1 protein-coding gene is annotated in these 300 nt (G+C 32.7%); it reads left to right on the top strand.

The annotated features are described in order from the left end of the window. On the top strand, window positions 1-300 hold a 300-nt coding region (locus SB689_RS22850; RefSeq protein WP_410694358.1), incomplete at both ends, for a hypothetical protein.

Below are 300 nucleotides of genomic sequence, written 5' to 3'. Positions count from 1 at the left end.
AGCTTCACCAAAACCAACAGAAATATCAATCAAACCTCTTTTATTGACGCTACAAAAACACCTATTATAGATCTTTATATTCATAGTAAAAATAAAGACAAGCAATGTGTCCAATGCCAGAAATGTCCAATTTTTGAAATTTGTGGAGGTGGTTTTATTCCGCACAGGTATCACTCTGGCAATGGGTTTGACAATCCCTCTATCTATTGTTCTGATCTCATCAAATTGTTCTCATACATTCAAAATACTCTTTTGAATCAATTGGATATCAAAGAAAAAGAGAAAATGGAATATCTGGAT

It is taken from the genome of Chryseobacterium sp. SIMBA_038 (genome assembly GCF_046535115.1).
GTDB lineage: Bacteria > Bacteroidota > Bacteroidia > Flavobacteriales > Weeksellaceae > Chryseobacterium.
Note: the sequence above shows the minus strand (reverse complement) of the source record. Positions and strands in the feature narration are given on the sequence as shown.